This window comes from Syntrophorhabdus sp. (genome assembly GCA_012719415.1).
Lineage (GTDB): Bacteria > Desulfobacterota > Syntrophorhabdia > Syntrophorhabdales > Syntrophorhabdaceae > Delta-02.
Genome location: JAAYAK010000278.1, coordinates 1 through 6,338, shown reverse-complemented (window position 1 = coordinate 6,338; position 6,338 = coordinate 1). Strand labels below are relative to the sequence as shown.

General features: G+C 56.4%; 9 protein-coding genes. 5 read left to right on the top strand and 4 right to left on the bottom strand.

The window, feature by feature from the left end:
* The 5 genes from GXX82_16345 to GXX82_16325 all read left to right on the top strand — a co-directional run.
* Positions 1–186 (top strand): Fis family transcriptional regulator (locus tag GXX82_16345; GenBank protein ID NLT24614.1); only part of this gene is annotated, 186 nt, incomplete at its 5' end.
* A complete protein-coding gene (locus GXX82_16340) occupies positions 173–1,282 on the top strand; it encodes a GHKL domain-containing protein (protein ID NLT24613.1) in 1,110 nt (369 codons plus the stop codon). The genes GXX82_16345 and GXX82_16340, both read left to right, overlap by 14 nt.
* Positions 1,283–1,450: 168 nt before the next feature.
* Positions 1,451–2,092 carry a hypothetical protein gene (locus tag GXX82_16335; GenBank protein NLT24612.1) on the top strand — a complete coding sequence of 214 codons (642 nt, stop codon included), beginning with the start codon at positions 1,451–1,453 and terminating at the stop codon, positions 2,090–2,092.
* Positions 2,093–2,102: 10 nt separating this feature from the next.
* Entirely contained in the window at positions 2,103–2,582 is a 480-nt protein-coding gene (locus GXX82_16330; protein NLT24611.1) for a hypothetical protein, read from the top strand.
* Positions 2,563–3,000, top strand: coding sequence for a hypothetical protein (locus GXX82_16325; GenBank protein ID NLT24610.1), 438 nt, complete (start codon positions 2,563–2,565; stop codon positions 2,998–3,000). The genes GXX82_16330 and GXX82_16325 overlap by 20 nt, the downstream gene beginning before the upstream one ends.
* A gap of 181 nt (positions 3,001–3,181) precedes the next feature.
* On the opposite strand, the gene GXX82_16320 is transcribed toward GXX82_16325, so the two are convergent.
* The 4 genes from GXX82_16320 to GXX82_16305 all read right to left on the bottom strand — a co-directional run.
* Positions 3,182–3,664, bottom strand: a complete 483-nt coding sequence (locus tag GXX82_16320; protein ID NLT24609.1) for a cyclic nucleotide-binding domain-containing protein — start codon at positions 3,662–3,664, stop codon at positions 3,182–3,184.
* Positions 3,665–3,742: 78 nt separating this feature from the next.
* On the bottom strand, positions 3,743–5,173 hold the full coding sequence (locus tag GXX82_16315; protein NLT24608.1) for an FAD-dependent oxidoreductase: 1,431 nt from the start codon (positions 5,171–5,173) through the stop codon (positions 3,743–3,745).
* A gap of 134 nt (positions 5,174–5,307) precedes the next feature.
* Entirely contained in the window at positions 5,308–5,835 is a 528-nt protein-coding gene (locus GXX82_16310) for a YeeE/YedE family protein (protein ID NLT24607.1), read from the bottom strand.
* A partial coding sequence (locus GXX82_16305; GenBank protein NLT24606.1) for a YeeE/YedE family protein occupies positions 5,832–6,338 on the bottom strand: 507 nt, incomplete at its 5' end. The genes GXX82_16305 and GXX82_16310, both read right to left, overlap by 4 nt.

Sequence of the window (6,338 nt, the reverse complement as noted above, 5' to 3'; positions counted from 1 at the left end):
GAGGTGGGCAAGGGGCTTCAGCCTGCCCGTGAGGAGGCGGAGAAGAACATCATCCTGAAGGTGCTCAAGGATACCAACTTCAACGTGTACAAATCCGCCAAGTTGCTTGGCGTCAAGAGGGAGAGTGTCTATTACTTCATAAAGAAGTTCGGCTTCCGCCGGGAGGACATCGATGATAACGCTTAGGCTTATCCAATCGATGTACATGCTCGTCATCGTGTCGGGCCTGATGGTCCTTGTCATCCTCCTGTACCTGCGGTACCTGACGAACCGCGCCTTCAAGGTCCAGTTAAAGATGGTGGAGGCGAACAGCGAGTGCAACTACGACATCGGCCTCTTCCTGCCAAGAGTCCGGGAACTCGTGAAGAAGGCCGAGATAGACGATGTCTTTTATGACATAACCTACGGGGAGAAGGTTCTCTCAAAGCCGGGTCCGGGACACAGGAGGGTGATAACCAGGAAGGTCACGCGGCCCGACTACTCCATCGGCCTCGGTATCGTGACAGTCAGTCCCCGGGGCTACCAGAGATACATCTACATGATCATCTTTGAGACCCTTTTTCTCCTCATCGAGATGGACCTCCTGATGAAGATAAAGGTCGCCAACGACGCCCTCTACAACTTTTCCAGGCTCCAGACGTTCCTGCTCCACGATGTGAAGAACGTGACCCAATTCATCAAGGGGCTTCTCTACAACATCGCGCGGATAGGCGGCGCGGACAGGGAGCACAGGTTCGTCGAGTACCTGCGGGAATCGGCGCCCGCCCTTTCCGTGAGAACGGACAAGATACTTGCCACGCTGGAGATGGGCTCGGAAAAGGAGGGCGACGAAGGCGAGATCGAAAAGGTCGATGTTCTCGCCACGATACGCGAGCTTTTCGAGCTCTACGGCATGAACGGCCAGGCGTCGGGGGAGGGCAGCGTCTTTGTCAACAGGCATAAGCTGGTGACCGTCTTCGACAACATAATAAAGAACATGCACGAGAAATCAATGAACGAGCCCGAGCTGGAGTGCCATGCCTCTGTCAGGGAAGAAGGCGAGACGGTCACAACCGTCATCTACGATACGGGCAGTCCCATCAAGGACATGGACAGGATGTTCGAGCCCTTCTTTACGACAAAGAAGTCCGGGCTCGGCATCGGCCTCTTCCAGGCGAAGCACGTCGTAAAAAAATTCGGGGGCAATATGACGGTGGCAAACACCGACAGAGGTGTCGAATTCACCGTCACTCTCATGAAGGGCGCGCCGCCCGGCGTCATCGTCCCGGATCAAACCCTTTAATATCCTTCACTCTTCCATTCTTGGTGTAAACATCCTTTATCCGTAGACCGGAATTACCTGTAAAATCACCGTATCTGTAAACGAAAATTACCTGTAAAACCGCCCTATCTGTAAATTAAACCTACATCTTGCGGGGCCTTCCCGATCCCCATTATATTGACTGTAGACATGATGAGAGAAGACCAAAGATACGACACTTTCAGGACAACCGGTACCGGAGGAAGAACCTCCGGGCTTACCGTCGTCGAGCTGACCATAGTGATGGTCATCATCGGCATCATCGTTGCCCTTGTCGTGAAAGGCCAGTCTCTTATCGTGAAAGGGCAGATGAAGCAGGTCTTCAAACAGAAACAGGATATCGCCGCTGCTTTCTCCGGTTACTACGGCCGCTTCGCGTATTTTGCCGGTGACGACCCCGGCGCTTCCTCGCGGTACAGCGGTGCCACGAATGGCAACGGGAACGGGCGGGTAGGCGTGGGCGCGTCAGTGACGGCCCCTGATTTCTCCTGCGCGGGAACGGGAACGGAGCAGTGCGACCTCTGGTCCGAGCTGAGGCAGGCAGGTCTCCTCGGCGGGACAGGGTTTACGAATCCCAGGCACGTCTTCAACGGGAACGTGGCCCTCACGTACAATGCTCCCGGAACGGCCGAAGCAGGTCACTGGCTGGCGTTCGAGGGTATGCCCTCCGATGTGTGCCGGGGCCTCGACAAGGCTTACGATGACGGCGTCTGGAACACGGGCAGTGTACAGGGCGCTTCGGACTACGATACCGCCGGGAACGGAAATTTCACACTCTTCTTCAGGCTGTGATGAGGTGACCATGCATATCTATTTCGCTCATCCCTGTTTCAACGAGTCCCAGGAGAACTTCAAAAGGGAGTTCCTGGGGAAATTGAGGACCGCCCTCAGACAGAGCGAATACGGAAAAGCGGTCGGGATCGTCGACCCCTTCGAGGACACGCCCAACATCGAAGGGAACAGGGAGACGAAGCTCAAGCTGAGCCGGACCGTCAAGGAAACCTGCCTTCGGATGCTGGAGAACTGCGACGTCGTCGTCGCCCTCGTTGACGACTCTGACACGGGGGTTGCCTTCGAGGCTGGTTATGCCCACGCCATCGATGTCCCGGTCATCCTCATATCGAAGGGGAATTGCGACGAGGCGAACGCGATGCTTATCGGAGCGGCGAGGGAACGGATCGACAATATACTCCAGGAGGAACAAATTGGAAAGCTTGCCCGGATGTTTGAATGGTACTACATATCAAAGGAGCGTTACGGCCATGAACCCGGAAAGAATTGAAGCAGACTTCTACGAAAGGACCACCATCTACGGGTACCGGTGCAATTCCTGCGGGTATATCCTGGACGAGTCGAATGGCGGGTATCTCTACTTGCAGAATGACAGGGGGGACAGGATACCGCTGAAGGACCACGGCGAGCGCGAGATAATCGCCCAGATGCTCCGCATGGAAGAGGAATCCCTTCATGATTGCGAGGCCCTTGCCGCTTCACAGGAGGCGATGATCGACCTCATGGAAGAGCGCGTGGGCTACCTCTCGGCCTGTGTGTGCATCGACTGTCTCGGTCAGTTCGGCCTTGACCTCAGAAAAGACGCCCTCGTCTGCCCCCACTGCGAATCCGAACACATCAGAACCCTGCTTGAAATGACGGGCAAACGATGCCCGAAATGCAACACGGGACGGATGGAAAGGTTTTGAAGACTGTTCTAAGTTTTAGGTTTTAGGTGTTAAGTGAAAAACAAAAAAGCCATCCCGGGCAAAGGAACTGGCAGGCAACACCGCACCCCGTCAGGAAAAGGCCTCTCATCCTTCACTTAAAACCTAAAACCGTCTTCTTTTCTTTCACTTAAAACGTAAAACCTAAAACTTAAAACCGTCTTCAGGATTCGTATATATATTCGACGAGCATCCAGTCCGACACCCGCAGTCTGTGGCTTATCATCTGGGCGAGTCTTCGGAAGAGGGCGACCCCCAGCTTGGGGTTATCGTCAAGGAGGAGTTCGAAGTTCTCCTTCGTGAGGACGAGGACCGTTGTTTCATCCACTGCCACCGCCGACGCCGAGCGGGGCAGGCCGTCGATGATGCTCATTTCACCGACCGTCCTGCCGGGGCCGATCTCGCATATGGTCTTGACGTTCTTCTTGGAGTCTCCCTTGGTGACCTTGACGAGGCCGTCGGCGACGAAACACATGTAAGGTTCGATGGCCCCCTCGTTGAAGATGGGCTCATCGGGCTCAGCCCTGGCGACGTAGAGGTATTGCGCGAACCGCTCCATGTCCTCGCGGCTCAATCCCTCGCCCCACTGGGACTTCTCGATCATGGACATACGTTCTTCAACGGATGACAACGCGTGGTGCAGCATGACCTCTCCTGGACCGCAGTATTCTTGGACCTATCGACCGTTATGTTCTCACCGGGTTGTATCAACTGTATACTATAGTTACCTTTCCTTTTGCAATCTTTTCAGAGCAACGTTGGCGGCGACAAGTATCGGGTCCCATACCGTGGCGAAAGGCGGCGCGTAGGCAAGGTCCAAACGGGCGATATCATCGAGGGTCATCCTGCTGTAAAGGGCCGCCGCGAGCGTGTCTATCCTGTGAGCGACGCCCTCGTTGCCTGCCATCTGGGCGCCGAGAAGCCTGCCCGACGTTTTCTCGACCACGTAGGTCACCGTGATCGGTTTGCCCTCGGGGCACGCGGTGCTTCTCGACCTGCCCTTTATGGTGGACACGAAGTGGTCGATGCCTTCCCTTTCCGCTTCGAGGGGTGACAGGCCCGTGCGGGCCACTTCGAGATCGAAGATCTTCGTGGCGGCCGTTCCCACCACGCCTTCAAAGACGTTGTTCATGCCGGCGGCGTTCTCGCCCGCTATTCGACCCTGTTTGTTGGCGGTGGCTCCCAGGGGGATGTAGGCCTTTTTGCCGGTGACCATCTGCGTTGCCTCGGCACAATCGCCGGCGGCATAGACATCGGGGATATTGGTCTTCAGATGATCGTCCACCTTTATCGCCCCGCCCGCGCCAAGCTCGATCCCGGCATCGACAGCGATCTTCGCGTTCGGCCTCGCTCCGATCACCAGAAGGACCATGTCGGTGTCAAATACCCCTTTGTCGGTGATGACGCGGGTAACGACACCGCTGTCCCCTTCGAAGCTCTGGACGGAAACCCCTTTCATGAGATTCACGCCCTCGGCGGCCAGTTTTTCCTCGACGATGCCCGTTATGCTCGTGTCCATGGTGCCGAGGACACGGTCCATCTTCTCGAAGACGGTAACCTCGACCCCTCTTTTTCTCAGGGACTCGCACATCTCCATCCCTATGGAGCCACCCCCGACGATAGAGGCCCGCATGGGCCGCTTCTCGGCCCCGAAGGGGTTCATGTAGACGCATTGCGGCCCGACGCAGGGTTCGAAGGTAGACCACCGGTCTATGAACCTCTTGATCTCGATGCCGTCGTGGAGGGTCCTCAGGGTGAAGATGTGTCCGAGGTCTATTCCCGGGAAGGGAGGGCGCACCGGCAGTCCTCCGGTTGCGATCACGAGACGGTCGTAGGATATTGTTTTCTCCTCGTTTCTGTCGAGGTCCACGGCCGTCACTATCTTTTTCACAGGGTCTACGGAGAGGGCTTCGTGTCGGGTAAGCACCGTGATGCCCCGTTCCTGTGTGGCGATCTCCGGGGTCAGGGATATGAGCCTGTTGATATCCTTCACGTCGTCGGATATGTAGTAGGGAAGACTGCAGGCCCCGTAGGAGATAAAATGGTCGTTCTGCAGGACCATCGCCTCCGCTTCAGGTTTCAGCCTCTTGAAACTGCTCGCCGCGCTCATCCCCGCGGCAACCCCGCCAATAACAACAAGACGCTCAACAGACATGGCACACTCCTTTAAAAGATGCGGTTATGGGCAATAGGTCATGGGTCATGGGAAAAGCGCAACCGTCCCTCCCATCACCCTTCACCCGTTACCCATCACCCATAACCCATCACCCATAACCCATCACCCAGCTTCTAAAGTCCTTTTTTCTCAAAGAACCGGAACATCAGGACCGCCAGTACTACCACTATTACAATGACGATCCAGTGGTTGATGCCGAGGATGCCCGGGATGGTGATCTTGCCGAAGTTTCCCCAGGTGAGGACCGTTCTTTTCATGAGCGGGAAAAGCTCGGCGAAGACCGCCGCCCCCGCGAGCATGCCCACGATCCCCCATATGGAATCGTAGCGCCCTTCACCGAGGGCGCCGAGGGATGTCCCGGGGCAGTACCCGAGAAGAGCCCAGCCCGCGCCGAAAATGAGCCCGCCGATTATGTTGGCTCCCAGGATCGTTGTCTTGATGGAGAGCTTCACCAACCCCAGGTCCTTGAGAAGATAGACGCCGACCATGGCAACGAGCACCGTCGTGAACATGTACTTGACGATGGTCATATCCATGAGGCGCAAAGCCGCCAGTTGCTTATCGTAGCGTATGACACGGGCTTTCTGAAGGAGAAAACCGAAGATGATGCCTGTTATGATGCCATAGAGGAGATCGTTCATTTTCCGGCACCTCCCCGATAAAGGATGCGGGCGACGATGAGGCCGCCGACGAAGAAACAAATGAGGGAAATGAAACCGCTAACAGCCAGCTGGAGCGAACCGCTCAGCCCATGACCGCTCGGTCACCCGTCGGCCAGGCGCGCCCCGAACATGGCTATCGCACCGCCCAGGAAGGCCGTGACGGCGCGCTTCGTTCTGTTCGGCCCGAACCTTCCCTCCCACATCGTAGGAACGCCCTGCCACCGAAAGGATTTCGACGTCATCGAGGCGATAAGGGAGCCGAAAAATATGCCGACGACGAACATCCACTGCCAGTCGATCTTGGGAAGTTCCTTGATGAAGTACTCCATCTGGGCGACTCTTTCCTGCGAGAAAGCCTTTTCCACAAACCCCGCGCCTCTGACGAAGGTTGTGGAGGCCCCGAAGTACTTGCCCGCCACCCAGACCGAAAGGATGAGAAGGAGCCCCGTCAGCGCACCGGCAAGATAGGGATTCCAGCCCTT

Excerpts from the sequence above, each read along its gene's own strand:
- GXX82_16320 (NLT24609.1), bottom strand. The coding sequence starts at position 3,664 with ATGCTGCACCACGCGTTGTCATCCGTTGAAGAACGTATGTCCATGATC.
- GXX82_16335 (NLT24612.1), top strand. The coding sequence starts at position 1,451 with ATGATGAGAGAAGACCAAAGATACGACACTTTCAGGACAACCGGTACC.
- GXX82_16330 (NLT24611.1), top strand. The coding sequence starts at position 2,103 with ATGCATATCTATTTCGCTCATCCCTGTTTCAACGAGTCCCAGGAGAAC.
- GXX82_16325 (NLT24610.1), top strand. The coding sequence starts at position 2,563 with ATGAACCCGGAAAGAATTGAAGCAGACTTCTACGAAAGGACCACCATC.
- GXX82_16340 (NLT24613.1), top strand. The coding sequence starts at position 173 with ATGATAACGCTTAGGCTTATCCAATCGATGTACATGCTCGTCATCGTG.
- GXX82_16315 (NLT24608.1), bottom strand. The coding sequence starts at position 5,173 with ATGTCTGTTGAGCGTCTTGTTGTTATTGGCGGGGTTGCCGCGGGGATG.
- GXX82_16310 (NLT24607.1), bottom strand. The coding sequence starts at position 5,835 with ATGAACGATCTCCTCTATGGCATCATAACAGGCATCATCTTCGGTTTT.